Origin of the sequence: Paraburkholderia sp. GAS33 (assembly GCF_050436645.1) — a bacterium.
GTDB classification, from domain to species: Bacteria; Pseudomonadota; Gammaproteobacteria; order Burkholderiales; family Burkholderiaceae; genus Paraburkholderia; species Paraburkholderia phenazinium_B.
This window is the reverse complement of record NZ_JBNDMP010000010.1, coordinates 194968-214956: the sequence shown is the minus strand read 5'-3', so window position 1 is coordinate 214956 and position 19989 is coordinate 194968. Positions and strand designations below refer to the sequence as shown.

General features: G+C 61.9%; 25 protein-coding genes and 1 tRNA gene. 13 read left to right on the top strand and 13 right to left on the bottom strand.

What is annotated here, in order from left to right:
* The first annotated feature begins 192 nt into the window (after positions 1 to 192).
* The 6 genes from P3T24_RS27765 (at position 193) to otsA (ending at position 4945) form a co-directional block, all read left to right on the top strand.
* Positions 193 to 510, top strand: a complete 318-nt coding sequence (locus P3T24_RS27765) for a DUF883 family protein (protein ID WP_074265454.1) — start codon at positions 193 to 195, stop codon at positions 508 to 510.
* A gap of 121 nt (positions 511 to 631) precedes the next feature.
* Positions 632 to 898: a hypothetical protein gene (locus P3T24_RS27760; RefSeq protein WP_429408748.1), complete on the top strand. Its 267-nt coding sequence runs from the start codon at positions 632 to 634 to the stop codon at positions 896 to 898.
* Between the two features lie 324 nt (positions 899 to 1222).
* On the top strand, positions 1223 to 2626 hold the full coding sequence (locus tag P3T24_RS27755) for a sigma-54-dependent transcriptional regulator (protein ID WP_074265452.1): 1404 nt from the start codon (positions 1223 to 1225) through the stop codon (positions 2624 to 2626).
* 75 nt (positions 2627 to 2701) lie between these two features.
* The gene (locus P3T24_RS27750; RefSeq protein ID WP_429439646.1) at positions 2702 to 2893 is read left to right on the top strand and encodes a hypothetical protein; all 192 of its coding nucleotides are present in this window, start codon (positions 2702 to 2704) and stop codon (positions 2891 to 2893) included.
* Positions 2894 to 3088: 195 nt separating this feature from the next.
* A complete protein-coding gene (locus P3T24_RS27745; RefSeq protein ID WP_074265450.1) occupies positions 3089 to 3331 on the top strand; it encodes a hypothetical protein in 243 nt (80 codons plus the stop codon).
* A gap of 189 nt (positions 3332 to 3520) precedes the next feature.
* A complete protein-coding gene (otsA, locus tag P3T24_RS27740) occupies positions 3521 to 4945 on the top strand; it encodes an alpha,alpha-trehalose-phosphate synthase (UDP-forming) (RefSeq protein ID WP_429439643.1) in 1425 nt (474 codons plus the stop codon).
* 331 nt (positions 4946 to 5276) lie between these two features.
* On the opposite strand, the gene P3T24_RS27735 is transcribed toward otsA, so the two are convergent.
* The 5 genes from P3T24_RS27735 to P3T24_RS27715 all read right to left on the bottom strand — a co-directional run bounded on the left by P3T24_RS27735 (position 5277) and on the right by P3T24_RS27715 (position 10079).
* A complete protein-coding gene (locus tag P3T24_RS27735) occupies positions 5277 to 6716 on the bottom strand; it encodes an MFS transporter (protein ID WP_429439640.1) in 1440 nt (479 codons plus the stop codon).
* 160 nt (positions 6717 to 6876) lie between these two features.
* Positions 6877 to 7380 carry a YbhB/YbcL family Raf kinase inhibitor-like protein gene (locus P3T24_RS27730; RefSeq protein WP_429439803.1) on the bottom strand — a complete coding sequence of 168 codons (504 nt, stop codon included), beginning with the start codon at positions 7378 to 7380 and terminating at the stop codon, positions 6877 to 6879.
* Between the two features lie 261 nt (positions 7381 to 7641).
* A complete protein-coding gene (locus tag P3T24_RS27725; RefSeq protein WP_429439637.1) occupies positions 7642 to 8088 on the bottom strand; it encodes a very short patch repair endonuclease in 447 nt (148 codons plus the stop codon).
* Positions 8088 to 9326 (bottom strand): DNA (cytosine-5-)-methyltransferase, encoded by a 1239-nt coding sequence (gene dcm / locus P3T24_RS27720; RefSeq protein WP_429439635.1) that lies wholly within the window; start codon positions 9324 to 9326, stop codon positions 8088 to 8090. The genes P3T24_RS27725 and dcm overlap by 1 nt, the downstream gene beginning before the upstream one ends.
* 435 nt (positions 9327 to 9761) lie before the next feature.
* Positions 9762 to 10079, bottom strand: a complete 318-nt coding sequence (locus P3T24_RS27715; protein ID WP_429286279.1) for a hypothetical protein — start codon at positions 10077 to 10079, stop codon at positions 9762 to 9764.
* A 155-nt stretch (positions 10080 to 10234) separates the two neighbouring features.
* Here P3T24_RS27715 and P3T24_RS27710 point away from each other — a divergent pair, with 155 nt between their 5' ends.
* Together P3T24_RS27710 and P3T24_RS27705 are read left to right on the top strand one after the other, a co-directional pair.
* Positions 10235 to 10426, top strand: a complete 192-nt coding sequence (locus P3T24_RS27710; protein WP_074265443.1) for a CsbD family protein — start codon at positions 10235 to 10237, stop codon at positions 10424 to 10426.
* A 331-nt stretch (positions 10427 to 10757) separates the two neighbouring features.
* Positions 10758 to 11462, top strand: coding sequence for a glutathione binding-like protein (locus P3T24_RS27705; RefSeq protein ID WP_429439633.1), 705 nt, complete (start codon positions 10758 to 10760; stop codon positions 11460 to 11462).
* Positions 11463 to 11469: 7 nt separating this feature from the next.
* Here P3T24_RS27705 and P3T24_RS27700 read toward each other — a convergent pair whose 3' ends face one another.
* Positions 11470 to 13203 carry a tetratricopeptide repeat protein gene (locus tag P3T24_RS27700; protein ID WP_429439630.1) on the bottom strand — a complete coding sequence of 578 codons (1734 nt, stop codon included), beginning with the start codon at positions 13201 to 13203 and terminating at the stop codon, positions 11470 to 11472.
* Positions 13204 to 13259: 56 nt separating this feature from the next.
* Between P3T24_RS27700 and P3T24_RS27695 the strand changes: the two genes are divergently transcribed.
* Entirely contained in the window at positions 13260 to 13682 is a 423-nt protein-coding gene (locus P3T24_RS27695) for a hypothetical protein (RefSeq protein WP_429439628.1), read from the top strand.
* A 25-nt stretch (positions 13683 to 13707) separates the two neighbouring features.
* Here the strand turns inward: P3T24_RS27695 and P3T24_RS27690 are convergent, their stop codons facing one another.
* Positions 13708 to 13959, bottom strand: a complete 252-nt coding sequence (locus P3T24_RS27690; RefSeq protein WP_074265439.1) for a hypothetical protein — start codon at positions 13957 to 13959, stop codon at positions 13708 to 13710.
* A gap of 84 nt (positions 13960 to 14043) precedes the next feature.
* On the opposite strand from P3T24_RS27690, the gene P3T24_RS27685 reads away from it, so the two are divergent.
* From P3T24_RS27685 to P3T24_RS27675, 3 genes are all read left to right on the top strand, one after another.
* Positions 14044 to 14244: a hypothetical protein gene (locus P3T24_RS27685; RefSeq protein WP_429439625.1), complete on the top strand. Its 201-nt coding sequence runs from the start codon at positions 14044 to 14046 to the stop codon at positions 14242 to 14244.
* A gap of 97 nt (positions 14245 to 14341) precedes the next feature.
* Positions 14342 to 14659: a DUF4148 domain-containing protein gene (locus P3T24_RS27680; protein WP_429439623.1), complete on the top strand. Its 318-nt coding sequence runs from the start codon at positions 14342 to 14344 to the stop codon at positions 14657 to 14659.
* A 215-nt stretch (positions 14660 to 14874) separates the two neighbouring features.
* The gene (locus P3T24_RS27675; RefSeq protein ID WP_429439621.1) at positions 14875 to 15849 is read left to right on the top strand and encodes an alpha/beta hydrolase; all 975 of its coding nucleotides are present in this window, start codon (positions 14875 to 14877) and stop codon (positions 15847 to 15849) included.
* On the opposite strand, the gene P3T24_RS27670 is transcribed toward P3T24_RS27675, so the two are convergent.
* The 4 genes from P3T24_RS27670 to P3T24_RS27655 form a co-directional block, all read right to left on the bottom strand.
* A complete protein-coding gene (locus tag P3T24_RS27670) occupies positions 15846 to 16052 on the bottom strand; it encodes a hypothetical protein (protein ID WP_074266167.1) in 207 nt (68 codons plus the stop codon). The two genes, P3T24_RS27675 and P3T24_RS27670, sit on opposite strands and share 4 nt — an antisense overlap.
* A 379-nt stretch (positions 16053 to 16431) precedes the next feature.
* A tRNA-Arg gene (locus tag P3T24_RS27665) sits at positions 16432 to 16506 on the bottom strand.
* A gap of 340 nt (positions 16507 to 16846) precedes the next feature.
* Entirely contained in the window at positions 16847 to 17032 is a 186-nt protein-coding gene (locus P3T24_RS27660) for a rubredoxin (protein WP_074266166.1), read from the bottom strand.
* Between the two features lie 14 nt (positions 17033 to 17046).
* Positions 17047 to 17244, bottom strand: a complete 198-nt coding sequence (locus tag P3T24_RS27655; protein ID WP_429439618.1) for a hypothetical protein — start codon at positions 17242 to 17244, stop codon at positions 17047 to 17049.
* A gap of 6 nt (positions 17245 to 17250) precedes the next feature.
* Between P3T24_RS27655 and P3T24_RS27650 the strand changes: the two genes are divergently transcribed.
* Positions 17251 to 19182 (top strand): ATP-binding cassette domain-containing protein, encoded by a 1932-nt coding sequence (locus P3T24_RS27650; protein ID WP_074265425.1) that lies wholly within the window; start codon positions 17251 to 17253, stop codon positions 19180 to 19182.
* Between the two features lie 35 nt (positions 19183 to 19217).
* Here P3T24_RS27650 and P3T24_RS27645 read toward each other — a convergent pair whose 3' ends face one another.
* Together P3T24_RS27645 and P3T24_RS27640 are read right to left on the bottom strand one after the other, a co-directional pair.
* Positions 19218 to 19571 (bottom strand): HepT-like ribonuclease domain-containing protein, encoded by a 354-nt coding sequence (locus tag P3T24_RS27645; protein ID WP_429439615.1) that lies wholly within the window; start codon positions 19569 to 19571, stop codon positions 19218 to 19220.
* Positions 19568 to 19858 carry a nucleotidyltransferase family protein gene (locus tag P3T24_RS27640; RefSeq protein ID WP_429408759.1) on the bottom strand — a complete coding sequence of 97 codons (291 nt, stop codon included), beginning with the start codon at positions 19856 to 19858 and terminating at the stop codon, positions 19568 to 19570. Before P3T24_RS27640 ends, P3T24_RS27645 begins: the two co-directional genes overlap by 4 nt.
* Positions 19859 to 19989: the final 131 nt, after the last annotated feature.

Here is a 19989-nt window from a genome sequence, read left to right as displayed (position 1 = left end):
AATATTGACCGCCGATCGGATATCGAATCGGCACGATTGTCGCGATTGCCGATGCGGAACTCGGTACGCTGCTATCGATCGACTAGATTATCGGGTATGCCGTTTGCAACCCTATCACTTTTGGGACATGCGGCGCGTTTCCGGCTGGTTTGCCACGCCAAACGCGCGCCGACATAGAGATAGGAGCGACTCATGACTCACACGACACAACAGCTTGAACTCGGGCGGCAGAAGATCGTTGACGACTTGCGGGTGCTGCTGACCGACTCGGAGGAAATACTGCGACTCGCCGCCAACGTGCCGGGTGAAGGTGTCGAGGCATTGCGCGAGCGCCTCGGGGCGCACGTCGAGACCCTGCAAGCGGCGATCGGCGATGCGCAAGGCGCGGCGCAGCGGCGCTACCGGGTCGCCACGGTAAATGCCGAGCGTTATGTGCGGCACAACCCTTGGCGCGCCCTCGGAATTTCTGCCAGTGTGGGATTTCTGCTCGGCGTGCTGGCAACACGCTAGACGGCGCAGCGGACGGTCTGCCTGCCCGCTGTCTGTCAGGACAACCTTAAAGGGCTTGGTCGGGCGAGGCAACGGCACTGAATGATTCCATTGACTACCGGCTTACGTATGGAGGTTGAACATGGCACGGCCCAGGATCGGCATTTTCGGCGCATTGGTGGCTGTAGGCGGTTTGCTGGCGTGGCGCTGGGCGCAAAAGCACCGCGCCTCGCAGGCGCATCTGAACCGGGACCTGAGTCGCTGGGAGGACGAGGGCGGGGCGGTTGTCAACGTTGCTCAAACTGCTCCGGCGACCGCGAGTCCGGCGGGCGCGGCCCCCGCCACCGGTACAAACGGCGCGAGCCATCCAAACGGACTCGGTGAAGCATGGCCGTTTCCGCATAGCTGAGCCGCATACGCCCCGCGCGAGTTGTCTCGGTTGTTGTCAAAAGGGCCGCAGTTGGGTGTAAGGCAAACCTGACAATTCGCCGCAATAAAGTTTTATAATGGGGATTCATACAACAATAGGACCACTCGGCGCCGCGTAACACGTATATTGTTGCGAATTTGTGCTAGGTGCGGTTTTTTGCTGGAGCTCGAGGAGGCGCCCCGAAAGTTAGTGGGTCCTCACGTCGCCGCCTTCTGTTTGCGGGGACGTACCAGCGCCCAGCCGTTTTTCCATGCCTTCACGCATGCCATCCACAACCAGACCCCTTCGGGCTTTCGAGACGCGATGCCACACGTATTGATTGTTGATGACGATGCCGGTACCCGCGAGGCGCTCGCTGCCATCATTGGCGAAGACGGCCTCACCACTGCCACTGCAGGCGATCTGCGCGAAGCGCGTATCCAGCTGGTCCGGCAGATGCCGGATGTCGTGTTTACCGACCTGAAGCTGCCGGACGGCAGCGGAGTTGACCTGTTCGAAGACCTCGACCCGCGCTCCGGCGTCGAAGTTATTGTGATTACCGGCCATGCCACGGTCGAATCGGCCGTCAACGCCCTCAAGATGGGTGCGACCGATTATCTGGTGAAGCCGATCAACATGCAGCGCGTGAAGGCAATTCTGTCGCGCCTGCCGCGCCCCGGTGATCTCAAGGCGGAAATCGGTACGTTGCGCGGCGAGTTGCGCCGTATGGGCCGCTTTGGGTTGATGCTCGGCAATTCGCCGGCCATGCAGGAGGTCTACGACCAGATTGGCCGCGTCGCGCCTACTGCAGCATCGGTGATGCTGGTAGGCGAGTCCGGCACCGGCAAGGAAGTGGCCGCGCAGACCTTGCACCAGTTGAGCTTGCGCCGTAAGCACGCGTTTCTCGCGGTGAACTGCGGCGCCATTTCGCCGAACCTGATCGAATCGGAAATGTTCGGCCATGAACGGGGTTCGTTCACGGGCGCAGACCGGCAGCACAAAGGCTATTTCGAAAGGGCCAACGGCGGCACGCTTTTCCTCGACGAAATCACCGAAATGCCGATCGAGCTGCAGGTGAAGCTGCTGCGGGTGCTCGAAACCGGCATGTTCATGCGGGTCGGCACCACGAAGGAAATCGAAACCGATGTGCGGCTGATTGCGGCGACCAATCGTGATCCGGAGCAGGCAGTGCTCGAAGGCAAGCTGCGTCTGGATCTGTATCACCGCCTGAACGTGTTTCCGATCAGCCTGCCGCCGCTGCGCGAACGCGGCAAGGACGTCGATTTGCTGGCGCAGGCGTTCCTCGACGATCTCAACGAGCGTCACGGCACGCGAAAGCATTTCCCGCCGGCGGTCAAGGAAATGCTGATGTCCTATCCATGGCCTGGCAACGTGCGCGAGCTGAAGAACTACGTGCAGCGCGCGCACATCATGTCGGGTACGGATTCCGATAACACGGCGACGGTGCCGTTGCAGATCACGCTGTCCAAACCGGCCGCCGGTACGGCGATCACGATTCCATTCGGTACCTCGCTTGCCGAAGCGGACCGTCAGCTGATTCTCGCTACCCTTGAGCAGTGCGGTGGCGTGAAAACCCGCGCAGCGGAAATTCTCGGCATCAGTCTGAAGACGCTGTACAACCGGCTGGTCGAGTACGGCAATGATGCCAGCCGCGAGGACGGGGACGCTTCAGACGAATCGCGCGCCCTGGGCGGCGCCGACGCCTGAGGTTGTTGCACCGGGGCGCTTGCGCCCCGGCATAGGCCTTGCTGCGATTGTCCCAAACGCACACAAGGGACTTCTATGTCGTCGCCTACCCACGCTACTGTGCTCGAGGCGCATCGCCCCGAGCCGACTGACCCGCCCAACCCTCACGAGCCCGATACGGTGCCGGACCCGACCCGCGAACCGGTCGAACCCACTGCACCGCCTATCGGCGATCCGCCTCCGCAGCCCAATGAGACGCCGCATATTTCGCGCGGTGCGCTCTCGTAGTGGGCGCTCTGACGCGACTTTCGAGGCGGCGGTCACTTCGCTCCTTATCATTTGTGGCCGCCATCAGCGCGTTTCATTCGTTGATGTACTTGTTACAAAGCCGGCGACGGTTTTACCGGCAAATTACTGTCGTGAGCCCTAGACTATGTTGATACCGTCAACGAGGGCGGCGGGCTTCCCCAGGAGGCATCGATCATGAGACACCCGGCATTGCGGCGCTCCGCGCGCCATTCGAAGCGCGATTCGCGCCCCGGCGGCGGAGCAGGGGCTTCGCCATCGGGCGGCCCGTCTGCAGGAGCGGACTCGCCAGGACACGATCCAGCAGGGCAGAACCGCATTGCGCCCGACGCGCCACCGGACGGCGAACACAACCAGGGTGGGGTACGCCCGGAAGGCATCGAATATCAGCGTGACCTCGGTTCCGAGCAGGACGCCTGACTGATTTCGTCGTTTCCTCATACGAAGCAAAAAATTTTCGCGCGATGCCTGCGGACGGCAGGTTTATGCTTGCCTGTCACATTTGCATACATTTTTATTCCGCGAATTTAGAGATACGGCACGCGACTTGCATGCACCACGACGGCACATCCCCGCATGCAACGAACAACTGAATGAGGTGGAGCACCAATGAGCAGATTGATTGTGGTATCGAATCGTGTCGCGCCGACGCAGGAAGGCCGCCCCGCAGCAGGTGGTCTTGCAATCGGTGTACTGGACGCCCTCAAGGAAACCGGCGGCGTATGGTTCGGCTGGAGCGGCGAAACGGTGGCAGAGCCATCGGCGCCGGTAATCGAAAAGCAGGGCAACGTGACTTACGCAACGGTGGGTCTCACCAAGCGCGACTACGATCAGTACTACCGCGGCTTTTCGAATGCAACGCTATGGCCGACTTTCCACTACCGCAACGACTTGTCGCGCTTCGATCGTCAGGAGTACGCCGGCTACCTGCGCGTGAACCAGACGCTCGCGAAGCAGCTGAAGGAGATGGTCAAGCCCGATGACATCATCTGGGTCCATGACTACCACTTGCTGCCGTTTGCGAAGTGCCTGCGCGAACTCGGCGTGAAAAACCCGGTTGGCTTCTTCCTGCATATTCCGTTTCCGGTGCCGGAAGTGTTGCGTAGCGTGCCGCCGCACGAGGAACTCGTGAAGGCCATGTGCAGCTACGACGTGGTCGGCTTCCAGACTGAAGCGGACCGGCAGTCGTTTGTCGACTATATCGAGCGCGGGCAGCACGGCACGTCGAGCGACGACGGCATGGTGCACGCCTATAACCGTTTCCTCAAAGTCGCGGCCTATCCGATCGGGATCTATCCCGATGCAATCGCCAAAGCCGCGGAGCAGTTCACCGACCGCAAACCGGTGCGCAGCCTGCGCGATGGCATGCGCGGCCGCAAGCTGATCATGAGCGTGGACCGCCTCGATTATTCGAAGGGGCTGGTCGAGCGCTTCCAGGCCTTCGAGCGGTTACTTCTCTCGGCGCCCGGTTGGCACGGCCGCGTCTCCTTGGTGCAGATTGCACCGCCGACGCGCTCGGACGTGCAAACATATCAGCGCATTCGTCAGACGCTTGAGGGTGAAGCGGGGCGTATCAATGGCCGCTTTGCGCAGCTCGACTGGACGCCGATTCAATATTTGAACCGCAAGTACGAACGCAATCTGCTGATGGCTTTGTTCAGGCAGTCGCAAGTGGGTTATGTGACGCCGCTGCGCGACGGGATGAATCTGGTTGCGAAGGAGTACGTGGCATCTCAGGATCCCGCGGATCCGGGCGTGCTGGTGCTGTCGCAGTTTGCCGGCGCAGCCGAGCAGTTGCCGGGTGCACTGGTGGTGAATCCGTTCGACCTGTCGCAGATGGCCGAAGCACTCGAGCGTGCGCTGTCGATGCCGCTCGCGGAACGCCAGGCCCGTCATGCGGACATGATGGCGCCGCTGCGCGAGAACAATCTGTCGGTGTGGCGCGATACGTTCCTTGCGGACCTGCGCAATGTGGCGACGGCGTCTTCGGTGACGGCCAAAGCGGTAAAGCTCGCGGACGTGGCAGCAACCTGAAGCGTTGAAGCGACTGAGCGCTCAATTTAGCGCTCAGTCGTGATGATGCGCTCAGGTGTCGGCGGGTCTCAGTTGCTCGCTGTCACGTCGAATCGATCAGGCGGTGAATTGAGGTTCGGTCCCGCTGTCTGCGGTCCACTCAATGCTACGAAAGCATGCAAACGGCGGCCATCAGGCCGCCGTTTTTGCTTGTGCGTGGTGGTCGTGCGGAAGGGTAATGCGAGCCTTTGAGGTTCGCGTTATGCGTGTTGCGGATTCATGAAGCTGTTGTGCGGCACTGGCTACGCACGTCCAAATCCAAATCCACATCCTCGTCTGCGAAAACGCGAGCCTATGCAGCGGCCGGAGTTGTCCGCTGCATCACGCGCAACGTGCTCACCACTGACGCTACCGCCGCAAAACCCGCTGCCACATACAGCGCAACGGTCGGCCCGTGCTGCGGCACGGTGCCGAAGATCACCGCCACCAGCGCGGCACCGAGCGTCTGTCCGGTCAGTCGCGCAGTGCCCAGCATGCCGCTCGCGCCACCACTACGCGCGCGCGGCGCCGATGCCAGCATGGTGCGATTGTTGGGTGACTGGAAGATGCCGAAGCCCGCGCCGCACACCGCCATGCGCCAGGCGATCTGCAGACTATCCGGATGTGTGCCGAGCGTGGCGAGCAGCAGCAGACCCACCGTCATGGCAACGAGTCCGATTCCGCCCAGCAAGCCCGCCGACATACGATCCGACAGCACACCCGAAAGCGGCGCGGCGACGATGATGACGAGTGGCCAGGGCGTCATCAGCAAGCCAGTCTGAACCTGCGACAAGCCGAGGTTGTCCTGCATCATGAACGGCAACGAAAGGAACGCCAGCATTTGCGCCGCGAACGAGCAAACCGAGGTGCCGACCGATAGCGCAAACACCGGAATGCGCAGCAGATCCACGGGCAGTAGCGGCGCGGGCTGCGTCAACTGCCGGCGTACGAGGAAATAGCCGATCACCACGGCGCCGATCGCTTCGAGCGCGATATAGCCCTTGGATTCGCCGTGTCCGAGTCCGTCCACTGCGAAGATCAGCAGGCCGAATGCGAACGCGTTCATCACGGCACTCAGATAATCGTACGGCGCCTTATGGCCGGGGTTGACCGGCAGCGCCTTGAAGCCGGTGGCGATGGCCGCGAGACCGATCGGCACATTGATGGCAAAGAGCCATGGCCACGGCGCGATGGCGAGCACCCCAGAGGCCACCGTCGGACCGACCGCGGACGAGACCGCCACCACCATCGCGTTGATGGCGACGCCGCGCCCGAGCTGTGCAGGCGGATAGATGGTGCGTACGAGGGCCGTGTTGACGCTCATGATGCCCGCTGCGCCGAACCCCTGAATCACTCGCGCGGCGGCGAGCGTCACCAGCGAAGTGGACAACGAGCAGCCGAGCGAGGCGACGGTGAACAGGATCAGTCCGCCCAGATAAACGCGCCGGTAGCCGATACGGTCACCTAACGACGCCAGCGGTAGTAGCGAGATCGTGATCGCAAGCTGATACGCGTTGACGACCCAGATCGACGCGGCGGCGCTCGCATGCAGATCGCGCGCGATGGTGGGCAGGGCCACGTTGGCGATAGCGCTGTCGAGCACGGCGAGGGTAATGCCGAGCGCCACGACCACGATCGCCCAGTAGCGCTGCGGCAGGGGCAGACCGAGTTCGGGGTCGGGCGGGAGGGAGTGGGCGCCGGCGGGAGCGCCTGCGGGACTGGAACCGTTTTTACCGGAAGCGTGTGCGTGCATCGTCTCAGGAGTTATGTGCGAGTTCGGGCGGGAGCACACGGCGCGCGTCCTGCGCCGCGCCGCACTGCCTCGTTGCCCGGTTCTCGCTGCGTTTTCTTGGCGCTTTCGTGGCGGCGCCGCAGTGGCCCTGGAGCGCGCCGCAGCGCCACTGTGCGCGTGATTATTTCAGTTCGTACAGACCGGTATGCGTCGTCGAATCGAGTTCGTTCAGGTGAGTCATGAAACGGGCGACCGCATTGGTCGTCTCCGCATTGATCGGCAGGTGCGCAACCTTCAGCGCATGCAAGCGGAAAATGTAGCGGTGGGCCTTGTCGCCGCGCGGCGGCGCTGCGCCGCCGAAGCCGACTGTGCCGTAGTCGTTGCGAACCTGTAGCGCGCCTTGCGGCAGCAGGCTGCCGTCGACCTTGCCGGCGTTGCGCGGCAGCGAGCGGACGTCAACCGGGATATTGACTACGACCCAGTGCCAGAAACCGCTGCCGGTTGGCGCATCGGGATCGTGGACGGTGAGGGCGAAGCTTTGCGTGTCTTCCGGCGGTGCTTCCCACTGCAACGACGGAGAGATGTTCTCGCCATCCACGCCGAACGCCTTGTCGTGGTATTCCTGCGCTTTCGGCATGAAGCCGTTGGTGGGAAAGTCGTCGGACCAGAGACGGAAATCAGCCATCATATGCCTCCTTCAGGTGGTTCCCAGATGGGGCGAGCTGCCGGAAAAACGCGTACTGCGCGTTGTGCTGGCAGACTCGCGGACAGACCCGGGTGAGCCAATCGAGTGTATCACCGGCGGCTCGTCTGCCTGGTCGAGGCGGGCTGGGTCACGCCCGCCTCCCGCCGGCTTCCGGACAGGCTTTCACTGGGAATGATGTGCGGTTATCGGGCGGCTCATTTACAGCGGGTGTGCAATGAGCCGGCAAACTGAGCCGGGGCCTCAGCCGCGCTCGTCGAGTTCGGAAACGCCGCTGTGCAGCCAGTCGACCAGTCGTTGCAGCACGCCGTCGAGGTCCCGATTGGCTCCACGCAATGCGCATTCCCACACTACGCCGACGCGCCAGCCGGCCGCGAGCAGAGCGGCGCGCGACTTCTCGTCGTTGGCGCGGTTGCGGCCGATCTTTTCGCGCCAGAAGTCCGGGCGCGTCTGTGGCCATTTGAAGAGCGGGCAATCGTGGCCATGCCAGAAGCAGCCGTGCACGAAGATAACCGCGCGGTAGCGAGGCAGAACGATGTCGGGGCGGCCCGGCAGATCGCGCGCGTCCAGCCGAAAACGGAAGCCCCGCCGATGCAGCAGGCTGCGGATCAGCAACTCCGGCTTGGTATTGCGTCCGCGAATGCCGGACATCATCCGGCTGCGGGTGGCAGCGTCGACGATGTCGACCATCAGTTCGCGCGCAGGCGCGCCTGCACGTGCGGCAGCATGATGCGCGCGACTTCCTGCATCACCGGCATCACGACACTATTGCCGAACTGGCGGTAGGCCTGGGTGTCGCTGACGGGAATCCGGAAGGTGTCGGGAAATCCCATGAGCCGGGCACATTCGCGCGGCGTGAGGCGGCGCGGACGCAGCCGCTTGCCTTGCGAGACGAGGATTTCCGAACCGTCCTTGTGATAACGGGCCGACAAGGTGCGCGTCACGCTATCGGGGTAGGCCATGCCGAAACCGAAGCCGTTGCCTGCCGCGCGATGCTTTTCCGCGTAGTTCTGCAGATAGGTCCACAGATTCGGCGTGAGCGTGTACTTCGGCTGCACGCGTTGTTTCGCGTGATCGAAGAAGCGGTCGTGGTCCCACGGCAGCACCGGTTCGCTGCCGTCGATACGGTGCAGGATCGAGCCGAGCCGTGGGCCGACGCTCGGCAGACGCAGGTCGTCCCATGAGAACGCGGTCTTGCCGCGAAAGCCGACGATGATGATGCGCTCGCGGTGTTGCGGCGTGAAATGCTGGCCATCGACGACCTTGTAGTGCACTTCATAGCCCAGTTCGTCGCGCAAGGTCTGGAGGATGACTTCGAAGGTGCGGCCCTTGTCGTGGGAGAGCAGATTCTTCACGTTCTCCAGCAGAAACGCTGCAGGCTGCTTGGCCGCGATGATGCGGGCGACGTCGAAGAAGAGCGTCCCCTGAGTGGAGCACTCGAAGCCGTGCGGCCGGCCCATTGCGTTCTTCTTGCTGACGCCCGCGATCGAGAACGGCTGGCAGGGAAAGCCGCCGAGCAGGACGTCGTGCGCCGGCACCTCGTTGGCGGGAAATGACACGATATCGCCGATAAACGAGTGATCCGCGCCGTAGTTTTCCAGGTAGGTCTTCTTCGAGAAATCGTTCCACTCGCTTGTGAAGACGCACGCGCCGCCCTGCGCCTCGAAGCCCATGCGGATGCCGCCGATGCCGGCGAACAGATCGATGAAGCGGAAATGGGCTGTCCCGTTAGCCGCACCGTGCTTGAGCGCCGCGCCGCCTTGCAGCAGATCGCGCAGCGCGGGTTCGAGCATCGACGGACAGGGCGTCTCGCCTTTTTCCCAGCGGCGCACGGTCTTGATGTCCTTGCCGACGTGAGCGGCGATTTCTCGTTGGGTGAAGCGTGTGCGCGCCTGTTGTAGCAGCTCGAGCGGTGGGGCCTGGGTCACTAGCAGTCCTTGCTGGGGATTTTTGCGGACATTATGACCTGGAGTTGTCCCTTTTTCCTGTTTTTCCCCGCTTTCGGTCAGCAAAAACGGCTGAAAGGGCGCGCTGTGGCTCGGCACTGAGGCAAAAATATCGCCGCGGCGAGCATTGATCGCCGTATTGGCACGGTGGGAGGTACGGTTACGTGCTTGGGCGGACCGCTTAATGCAGCCAGCTTGCAGACATGTCAGACAAGAAAGCTGTCCGTATAGGTGCCGCGTTAGGTAGTGTTATTGCGGGCGTGATTTAGGGTTGTTAGGCTTATCCCTAGTGACGCTGATCTCCGCGTTACCGTGTGTTCAGCCGCGGCCCCGAGTCCGCGGCTTTTTTTTACCTGCTGGTTTGCCGGTAAAAGCGGGAAACGAGGGAAGGCGCGACCTGTCCAGAGGGCGGGGCGGTCAGCGAACGCGCCGTGCCTGCGCCGGGCGTTTTTCGTGCGCGCCGAGCGGCAGCGTTTTCCAGGCGGGGAGGCTGTCGGCGGGATCGAACTGGGTGAGTACCAACAGAAGGCTGTCGACTGCGCACAGTTGCGCGTGGCTCAGATGCCCGGTATCGAGCAACTTGTTCAGACGCCCGCGCCAGTAGGCAGGCGGCAGGATCGGGCCGGCCAGATCGCCGAGCAGTGAGGGCTCCATCACGCGACGGATGTGCGCAATGTCCTGATCGATAAACGTCGCCAGCAAGGCGTTGTTCGGCGCGGTCGGAATAGGGTCCATGCCTCGTTATCGGCAGGGTAAATGGCGACTTTAGGGCTGCGCGTAAAAATTTTTTCGGGTGGCATGGCAGGGGGATGAGAGTCGGGCACGGCCGTTGCGGGGATGAAAGTACTGGCGCAATGTCGCGTCGGCACTGCAATCGCATGGAGTCGAACATGAACAAAGACCAAGTGAAGGGTGTGGGCGAGCAAGTCAAGGGCAAGGTCAACGAAGCCGTCGGCAAGGCCACGGGCAACAAGACCCAGGAACTGAAGGGCGATCTCCAGCAAGGCGCGGGCGAAATCCGCAAGGCCTACGGCGACGGCAAGGAACAAGCCAAGGACAACGCCAAGCGGAATGCGCCGTAAGTCAGGTGATCTGGTTTGACGGGAAAGGCGCTTCGGCGCCTTTTCTTTTCTCTGACGCGCTGCAACGGTCTTCGTGCACGTGCTGAGCTGGTTAATTAGCATAACTTCTTAAGTTGCGCCGGACAGCCTTCTTGCAGCCGATAGGCGATTGGCTGGATCCCTCGTCTTCGCGGGTCCGTGCGTTGCCATGGGCGTTGGATAACCCCGCGTTGCGCGAACCCGGAAAAGTTTTGCCGGAGCGTTTATATTGGACGCCTCGTTCTCTGGGCGTGTTTGTCCCGCACAGAGAACATCGTCACCGCTCCAGTCCATCCAGACCGACAAGGTTTCTATGACCGATCTTTCCGCTTTTCCCATCACCGCCAGGTGGCCGGCCCAGCATCCCGAGCGCTTGCAGCTCTATTCGCTGCCCACGCCCAATGGCGTCAAGGTGTCGATCATGCTCGAGGAGACCGGCCTTGCCTATGAACCGCATCTGGTGCGCTTCGACACGAACGATCAGATGTCGCCGGAATTCCTCTCGCTCAATCCGAACAACAAGATTCCGGCCATCATCGATCCGAACGGTCCCGACGGCAAGCCTCTGCCGTTGTTCGAGTCCGGCGCGATCCTGATTTACCTGGCCGAAAAGACCGGCCAGTTCATGCCGCAGGATGCCGCTGGCCGTTACGAGACGATTCAATGGGTGATGTTCCAGATGGGCGGCATCGGTCCGATGTTCGGTCAACTGGGTTTCTTCCATAAATTCGCCGGCAAGGAGTACGAGGACAAGCGTCCGCGCGACCGCTATGTGGCGGAAGCGAAGCGCCTGCTCGCCGTGCTGGAGAAGCGGCTGAGCGGCCGTGCGTGGCTGATGGGCGACGCGTACACGATCGCCGATATCGCGACTTTCCCGTGGGTGCGTAACCTGATCGGCTTCTACGAGGCCGCGGAGCTGGTGGGGATTGAGGATTTTCCCAGCGTCAAGCGGGTGCTCGACGCGTTCGTCGCTCGACCGGCAGTGGCGCGTGGGCTGGAGATTCCGAAGCGGAATTGAGGTGCGACTAGTGCGACGGCGCGCCGGTTTCGGCGCGTGTCGCAAGAGCCGCGCGCGCCGACTGGATCGCGCTTTCCCAATCGCCCAGCGCTGGCTGCCGAAATAGCTGGGCGCTCGGATACCACGGACTGTCCCGGCGCTCGAGCATCCAGCGCCAGCAGGTGTCGAAGCGATTCAGGATCCAGACGGGTTTGCCGAGTGCGCCGGCAAGGTGGGCCACTGCCGTATCGACCGAGATGACCAGGTCCAGGTTGGCAACGAGGGCGGCGGTATCGGCGAAGTCCGTGAGTTCGTCCGTGTAATCGGTGATCCGTTCACCGAGTTCCGGCAGTTGCGCGGGCTGCTGCGCGGCAGGGCCTTTTTGCAAGCTGTAGAAGCGTACATGCGGGACATCGAGGATCGGCCGCAGCGCTTCGAGCGTGATCGAGCGCCGTGCGTCGTTCTTTCTGAGTTCCGCTACGTGGGGACGGTGCCCGCCTGCCCAGACGAGGCCCACTTTTAGCTCGCGATTGGCGTGCGCATCGTGCCCGAGTCGTTCGGCCCAACGTTGCGATGCCTGCGCCTCGGCGAACAGATAGGGCACCTGCTGCGGCATATTCGACAGGTCCGTCCTGAACGCGAGCGGCAGACTGAGCAACGGACAGTGACAATCGAAAGGCGGCAGCGGTTGGCCCTGCTCGATCAACTGCGTCACGCCATCCAGATTCGCGAGCAGGCGGATCAGTTCAGTGGGCACTTCGAGCACGACCTTGGCGCCCAACGCGGATACCAGCGCCGCATAGCGACAGAATTGCAGCGTATCGCCTAGCCCCTGTTCCGCATGCAGGAGGATGGTTTTGCCATCGATCGGGAAATCGCCCAGCCAGAGCGGTTGCTCGAAGGCGCGTTGGCTTGCCTTGATCCGGTTGCGCTTCCAGCGCCATTCGTACTGTTGCCAACCTTCTTCGAACCGTCCCATTTGCAACAGGCACAGCGCTTTGTTCCAGTGCGCTTCGGCAAACTCGGGGTTCAGGCTCAGCGCGCGCTCGTAACTCTGCAGCGCCTGCTCATGCTGATTCAGGTCGACGAGCGTGAGGCCAAGATTGTTCCAGGCGTCGGCAAACGCGGGCGTGAATTCGAGCGCCCGCTGGTAACTCAGTTGCGCATCCTGCGGGCGATTCAGATCGCTCAATGCATTCGCGCGGTTGCTCCATGCGTCAGCGTAATCGGGCTGCAGTGCGATAGCCTGATCGCAGCTCGCCAACGCGTCCGCCGGACGGCCGAGATCGCGCAGAACGCAGGCCCGGTTGCTCCATGCCTGCGCGAATTCCGGCCGCAATTTCAGCGCACGCTCGAAGCTCGTCAACGCTTCGGCGGGCGCATCGAGCCCCGCCAACGCGTTGCCGCGATTGTTCAGCGCATCGACGAAATTGCCTTGCAGTGCAAGTGCCCGATTTGCGCTAGCAAGACCTTCCTTGAACCGGCGCAGCGCGTTATAAGCAAAGGCGAGATTGGAGTGGATTGGCGCCTGCATGCCGTTGATCGCAACCGCTTTCTTGAGCAGATCGATCCCTTCTTCGATGCGGCCTGACTGGAGTGTCAATGCGCCGAGCAACTGGATGGCATCGAAGTGTTTGGGCCTCAGCGCGAGAATTTCGCGGTAGAGCTCTTCCGCTTCGGCGTAGGCCGCGTTTTGCTGCAGCGCCACGGCCTGCTGGAGCAGTGCGTCGATCTGGCGTTGCGGGTTCGCTGGCTTGCTCATAGGTGCTGACGGGCTGGGATGGCCGCGATTATCGCCGAAAAAAAGCAGGCCGGTATGTGACGTGGAAGGTCGGCCAGGTTCTCTGGGGCCGCCTCAATGCCCGGCGTATCATGAGCGCGGTTGATTCAATCGGAGAGGGGACGATGAAAGCATGCAGCTCACTTCTGTTGGTTAGCGCGTTGGCGGCGGCGTTGTCGCTGGTGGGATGCGCCCAAAGCGGTCCGGTTGAGTTTTCGGCTACCGGTGCCGATTCCCCAGGCTTGTCGAACGCCGACGATATGGATTTCGGTCCGATGGACCATTCCATCGCCGCCTGCAAGGCCGTGTCCCAAAGTACTGCGGGAGGCCGCTGCGTGAAAGTGCGGGCGTACGAAGCGTGTATGAAAACACGCGGCTATATTACCGTGCTGGGGCCGGAGAATCCTTCCGGATGCGGCCAGCCTGCATGGGAGCAGGATGTGCGCAAGTGGCTGCAGTGACGAAGCCTTGGTTAGCCTTGCAGCCCTATGACGCAAGTTCGACTTGCGCTTGTCGGGACGCAGGGACTTTGGTGCACAGATCGAACTCGTCGAGTTCGAGCAGCAGGCCGTCGACGGTGCGAAGCTGCGCGTTCGACAGGTGCGTAGTGTCCAGGATCTGATAGAGCCGCTGACGCCAGTAGGCGGACGGCAAATATGTGCCGCCGAGCTCTCCGTACAACGCCGGCCTCATCACGCGAGCGATGTGGGCGATGCCTTCGTCGATAAACGGGTTCATATTTTCCTCGTAGATCCTGTGGTCGAGCCGTGTGTGCCTGGTGTCTGCTACGTGCGATCCGTCTGATGAATTTCAGGAATCGCAATGCGCGTACTTTTCGTCTGCCTGCGTGAATTAGCTAGGAATCCGATCGATCATGGGAATCCATGGATTGAAGATTACCGCCGCGGCAAGCCGGTCAATCGGACGAACAGCGTGGATTTATCGCATCAATTCATGCGCTATGACTCGAGCGCGGCTTCCTCCGATTGTGCTATTCGTCACAACAGTGAATTCGAGATTTAGGTATTTACCCTAGGTGTTGACCCTTCTAGACTGTCGTTACCGGCTGCAAACAACATTGTTTGTAGCGCCGCACAAAACAATCTTCGGAGGTATCACCATGAAATCGCTCATCAAAGCTATGGCTATTGCTGCTGTCCTCGCTGCCCCGGTTGTGTCGTTTGCCCAGACGAACCAGCCGCTTACGCGCGCAGAAGTTCGTGCGCAACTGGTCCAGCTGGAAAAGGCGGGTTATAACCCGTCGACTGCAGACGAAAACGACTATCCGCAAGACATCCAGGCTGCTGAAGCACGTGTCGCCGCACAAAACGGCAACACGACCGGTTATGGTTCGAATGTCAGCGGCTCGACGCAGGCAGGAACCCGTGCCGACACGACCGTTAGCCCGTATTCGCCGCCGGTCTCTAACGCTCGCTAATCGAGCGTTGCCTGCGCCGTTGCAGGCAGGGCGAGCGTCTGGTTAGACGCCAGCTGTTAAGAATCAGGCCCGCATCTCCTACGAGATGCGGGCCTGATTGCTTTGGTCGAGGCGTTTTGCGGGTGTTGCGTGGTTCGTGGCAGCCGGGCGGAATTTGCAGTATTTTTCCGAGACTCCAACGAGGCCTGCGTGGCCCAACATCCCAGGAATCCGTTATGAACGAGCGCAAGCCGTTTGATGCAGCAGTACGTCGCGTGCTGGACGAGCAGGCCGCGGCCGCGGTCGCGCCACCGGTCGGTGCGACGAATGAAGAGCGGGTGCGTATGGCGCGCACCCTCATGATGCGTGCGCTGGAAAGCCGGGCGTCGATTGCCGGCTTGCCTAACGGCGTCGAGACCCGTGACGTGGAGATTGCCAGCGGTTTAAATGCGCGCATCTATTTGCCGTCAGGAGAGGCACAGCCGCGACCTGTGATGGTGTACTTGCATGGCGGCGGCTGGGTCATCGGCGCAGTGGCGACGGTCGATCCGTTTTGCCGGTTGTTGAGCGAGGCGGCGGGCGTGATCATCGTCTCGGTGGAGTATCGACTGGCTCCGGAGCATCCCTATCCGGCGGCGCTGGAGGACACCCTTGCGGCGTTTGATTGGGTGGCCGCACATGCGCACGAGTGGGGCGGGGATGCGTCGCGGCTGGCTTTGGGTGGCGATAGCGCCGGGGCGAATCTGGCGGCGGTGACTGCCAACCGGCTTTGCGGCGAGTCGAGGGCGCATGCGCTGCGTGCCCAGCTGTTGCTGTATCCGGCCACGGATCATCCGAGTGCGAATCATCCGTCCTACCCGGAGAATGCGACTGGCTACGGGCTCGAGGCGAACACGATGCGCTGGTTCTGGGAACTGTATGCGCCCGGTGTGTCAGCGGATGATACGAGCGTGGCACCGCTGCAATTGCGCGATGTCCCCGCGCTGCCGCCAACGCTGGTGACGACAGCGCAATACGATGTGCTGCGGGATGAGGGTATCGCGTATGCGGAAAAGCTGAAGGCAGCGGGCGTGGCGGTGACCCATCTGCATGCGCCTGATATGGGGCATAACTTTCCGGTGACGCCGAGCCAGGTCGTCCGGTTTCCGCAGAGTGTGCAGACCTTGGGTGAAATCGCGGAGTGGCTTAGGGCGAACCTGGCTGGCCTCTAGTCTGTGACGAAAATCGCAACGCGTTTTGGCCGGGTCAACTCGAAGGCGCGGACCCGGCCTGCGCGGACGTCGAGTATCAGACGCTCGATCTGTTCGATCTCTCTCGATTCCATTTCGATGTTGCCGCGGGACGTGTCCGCGATCGCGGCGAACCATGCGCGACGACGCGCCAGTAAATACGTGACGGCGCTGCCCCGTCTCATGAAAAACTGCTCCATCTCCTTTCTGCCTGTCTATTCCAACGCGACCTAGTTGGGGTCGGGGCGGAACATAGCACGGGTAAGGGCGCGGGTTGGGGTGGGCGAAGGGGGTGAAAGATTGGGGGGCCGTGACGGCGAAAGCACGCCGCGTCGACGTCAATTTTGGGATCTAAAGACAGGCATAAATTAAACCCTACTGAAGTCGACCAACCAACATACGGCGACGCAACCGTTCGAATATCTGGAAAGGGTGTCGCACTAGGCCCCGCCCCGAGCGGGGCTGTTCATTTTCGCGGCAGCATCAAATGCCGAGGCCGCTTTCGGTCCACGCGCCGCGACAGGGTCTCGAACGGCTTTAGGTGGGAGTGGGTGAGAGTAAGGATGGTCCCCCCGACAGGAATCGAACCTGTATCTAGCGCTTAGGAGGCACTTGTTCTATCCATTGAACTACGGGGAGAGGCACCGCGAGCGCATCTGTTCCGCCAAACCGCTACGTTCCTAAGTTGACCCGCCGTAGCGCGGAACGCGTTCAATTCTAACGTCGGCATAGCGGGCGTTGTCAGGCATCAATGACCCGCCGGCACGCGTCTGGATGAATTGCGCCGCAGGGGCCAGAGTATAGCAAAGCCATCTGCGCCTGCGAATGGCGCCGGCATTCATCCCAAACCATCGCCCCACGAAACAAAGCAGCCCGGCGGGCGCCAACCCGGCCGGGCCGTCCCTATCGCCGGGCGCATCAGCGGTCAAGCCGCGCACCTACAGCAATATGGCCACCTCAAAACTCCACAATGGCCACCTCAAAACTCCACAACCGCAAACTCCGCCTTACCCACATCGCACAGCGGGCAGCGCCAATCCTCGGGGATATCGGCGAAGCGCGTGCCGGCGGCGATACCGTCCTCCGGCAGACCTTCTTCCTCGTTATAGATCCAGCCGCAAATCAGGCAGACCCAGCTTTTGTACTCAACAATAACTTCGCTCACGACACACTCTTTCTTCAGTTCAATGCAACGATCCACGCACTCTGCCCCTTTTTGGGGCGCGCGGCGACGCGCAATATTACCGGAATTTGACAAAGCGCTGATTTGAACCGCCGCCGCGGTGCTGTAAGAACGCCTATGTCTTCCGGCATCCGGGCATCCGCCTGCGCGACCGGTACAATGAGCGCTTCCTGCTCATTGCTGTCTTCTGCCAAATCTCCATGTCGCTTTACACCATTACCGGGGCGCAGCTGGCGTTCGGTCACGTCGCGTTGCTCGATCACGCGGATTTCTCTCTTGAAGCGGGCGAACGCGTCGGGCTGATCGGTCGCAACGGGGCGGGCAAGTCGTCGTTGCTGAAGATCGTCGCAGATCTGAGCAAGCCGGATGACGGCCTCGTCACGCGCCAGCAGGGCCTGACTTCGGTCTACGTGCCGCAGGAGCCGGAGTTCGATACGGACGACACGGTGTTCGACGCGGTCGCCGCCGGTCTTACTCACGCCCGCACGCTGCTGGATGAATACGACGCGGTCGCCAACCAGCTCGCCGACGAGCCCGAAGGCCAGGAGCACGACTCGCTCATGTCGCGCATGAACACGCTGCAGTCGGCGCTGGACCATGCCGACGCCTGGAACTGGAGCACGCGCGTGTCCACCACGCTGCAGCAGATCGGTTTGAACGGAGAGGCGCGGGTCGGCTCGCTGTCGGGCGGCATGCAAAAGCGCGTGGCGCTGGCTCGGGCGCTGGTCGTGCAGCCGGACGTGCTGCTGCTGGACGAACCGACCAACCACCTCGACTTCGAAGGCATTCGCTGGCTCGAAGAACTGCTGGTTTCGCTGCGGGCCGGCCTGCTGTTCATTACCCACGATCGCGCGTTTCTCGACCGGGTCGCTACGCGCATCGTCGAACTGGATCGCGGCCGTCTGCTGTCGTATCCGGGCAATTTCACCGCTTACCAGACGCGCAAGGCGCAGCAGCTTGAAATCGAGCAGGTGGAAGCGGCCAAGTTCGACAAGCTGCTCGCGCAGGAAGAAGTGTGGATCCGCAAGGGCGTCGAAGCGCGCCGCACGCGTAGCGTGGGCCGGATTGCCCGGCTCGAGCAGATGCGCAAGGATCGCGCGGAGCGCCGTAACGTGCAGGGCAACGTCAAGCTGGACGTGGGTCAGGGCGAGCGGTCCGGCAAGATCGTCGCCGAACTGACCGATGTGACCAAGCGCTATGGTTCGCGCACGGTAGTGGACAATTTCACGGCCACAGTCATGCGCGGCGACAAGATCGGCTTCGTCGGCCCGAACGGCGCGGGTAAAACCACGCTGCTTAAGCTGATCCTCGGCGAGTTGCCGGCGGACGAAGGCACGGTGCGCGTGGGCACCAATCTGCAAGTCGCCTATTTCGACCAGATGCGTGCGCAACTCGATCTGGACAAGAGTCTTTCGGACACCATCAGCCCGGGTAGCGAGTGGGTTGAAGTCAACGGCCAGAAAAAGCACGTGATGAGCTATCTCGGCGACTTCCTGTTCGCGCCGGAACGCGCTCGTTCGCCGGTCAAGTCGCTGTCGGGCGGTGAGCGTAACCGTCTGCTGCTGGCGCGTCTGTTCGCGCGGCCGGCCAACGTGCTGGTGCTCGACGAACCGACCAACGACCTCGATATTCCCACCCTCGAACTGCTCGAAGAACTGCTCACGGAATACGACGGCACCGTGCTGCTGGTCAGCCACGATCGCGCGTTCCTGGACAACGTCGCGACTTCGGTGATCGCCTCGGAAGGGGCGGGCAAGTGGCGCGAGTATGTCGGCGGCTTTACCGACTGGCAGATCCAGCGCGACCGCTCGCAGCAGATGGCGCAGGAAGCGCAAAAGGAAACCGCCAGGGAAGCGACCTCGAAGGACGGCGGAGCGCCCGCGAGCCGCAACACGCAGCAGCGTGCCGCCAAGCTGTCATTCAAGGAGCAGCGCGAGCTCGAGGCGTTGCCGGCGCAGATCGCCGCACTTGAGGCTGAGCAGAAGACGATTGGTGGTCAGCTCGAAGACGGTTCGATCTTCGCGAAGGATGCGGCGGAAGGTACGAGGCTGACGGCGCGCTATGCGGCGATCGACGATGAGCTGCTGGCGGCGATGGAGCGGTGGGAGGAGCTGGAGAGCCGGCGGAAGTGAGTGGGGCGCGGGGTCTGCATGGCCGCGCGACCGACCTAGGCGTGTTTCAGACGGAAAAGTAGTTGCTGGAGATCGGGTAGTTCGCGTTGCAGCGTCTGCCACACGATTCCCAGGTCGACGGAAAAGTACCCGTGCGCGACGCGATTGCGCATCAGGTACATTTCCTCCCAGGGAACGTCCGGGTGGGCTGCGGCGAATTCGGGGTGATCGCGTTCAATATTACGCGCTGCCTCGCCAACGATTTCCAGATTACGAATCACCGCATCCTGCACCAATTCGTCGGCGAGGAAGGTTGAGTCGGTCATACCTTGGGTGTACCGCCCAATACGCTCGATGGCGTTGAGCATATGGTCAACGTAGTCGCCGACCCGCAAATCGCTTTTTTTCACACAGGCACCGCTTCGGCAACGACGCGGGCCCTGAACGACTCAGGAAGTGCTCTGGGCGTCAGGACGTCAACGGAGACGCCGAGAAGTTTTTGCAAGCGGCTTTGAATGCGAGCGATATCCAGCAACGTCGTTTCGGGCGTCGGATCCACCAGCAGGTCGAGATCGCTGTCGTCATGGTCTTCGCCGCGAATGGCCGAGCCGAACACACGCGCATTGATGGCATGATTGTCGGCAACGATCTTCCTGACCTCGGCGCGATGGGCGCTGAGCGCTTCAGACGGTCTCATTTCGGTACTCCGGCAACGGCTTAGAGGAGAGTTCAGATTATATATGCGAGCCGTTCAACATCGTTGCAACCTACTGGATCCGGGTGTCCGTCCCCCACCCAAACGGCCAATCAACCATCCGGCAAATTGCT